Origin of the sequence: Mesorhizobium sp. LNHC229A00 (genome assembly GCF_000502415.1) — a bacterium.
In the GTDB taxonomy this organism is placed as follows: domain Bacteria; phylum Pseudomonadota; class Alphaproteobacteria; order Rhizobiales; family Rhizobiaceae; genus Mesorhizobium.
In genome coordinates, this window is the sequence record NZ_AYWQ01000120.1 from 1 (window position 1) to 825 (window position 825).

General features: G+C 59.5%; 1 protein-coding gene. It reads right to left on the reverse strand.

Features of this window, described 5'->3' with window-relative positions; translation table 11 throughout:
• Positions 1-823, reverse strand: an 823-nt coding sequence (gene repC / locus X742_RS140335; RefSeq protein WP_023775644.1) for a plasmid replication protein RepC, incomplete at its 3' end; no start/stop codon positions are given.
• Positions 824-825: the final 2 nt, after the last annotated feature.

The following is an 825-nucleotide window of genomic DNA, read 5'->3' on the forward strand; positions in this document are numbered from 1 at the left end:
CGCTTTTCTCCAAAGCAGGTTCAAATTCAAAAGTAGAGTCGGTATTTGAATCAGATTGCTGCCGCTCGTTTTGGGAGTCATTGCCGCTAGAATTCGTGGATTCCATATGAATTTCCAGCAGGTTATCCACTTCGTCACGCAACGCGGCCAGATCGGCCCCGATAGCTTCAAGCTCGGCAATGCAAGCTCGGCGCGGAATTGCCTCCACAACGCCGCGGAAACGCTTCCACAGGCCTCCCCAGTCGCCAGGCACATCTTCCTCAACGGCAGCCTCGATCAGCTTGTGCATGTCGCGGCGGTGCAAGGTGATCCGCTCGCGCATAAGCCTGAGCGCCCTGTTGTCGGCGCGGACACGCTCGGCGGCCGCCTCGAACTCGTAAGCACGAGCCAGCAGCGGCGCCAGGGAGAAGCCAAATGCTTGCTCAATCTCCCCTCCCCTGCCCTTCCGTGCATAACGCTTGCCGTTCGGGCTGTCCCGACGGATGATAAGCCCGCAGCCCACTAGGGCCGCCAGGTGTCGCCTGACAGTGGCATCAGGCATTCCGTGCGCCCTGAGGGACAGCTGTGCGTTCGAGGGAAAGACGATGAGGCCGTTTTCCTCACTCAGCTCACTGTCAGGATAGAATGATAGCAACGCATTCAGGACGGCCAGAGCGCGATCGCCGATGCCGACGATGCTCTTGCCCTCGCAGAGGTTGCGATAGATCTGCCACTTGTCGACCACCCTGCCCTTGGGGATCTCACGTGACTCGTTTTGCACTGCCAGCATGGCAAGCGACATCGGCCGCCGCCCAAAGGGCGTCGTTGCAATACCCGTCTCCATTT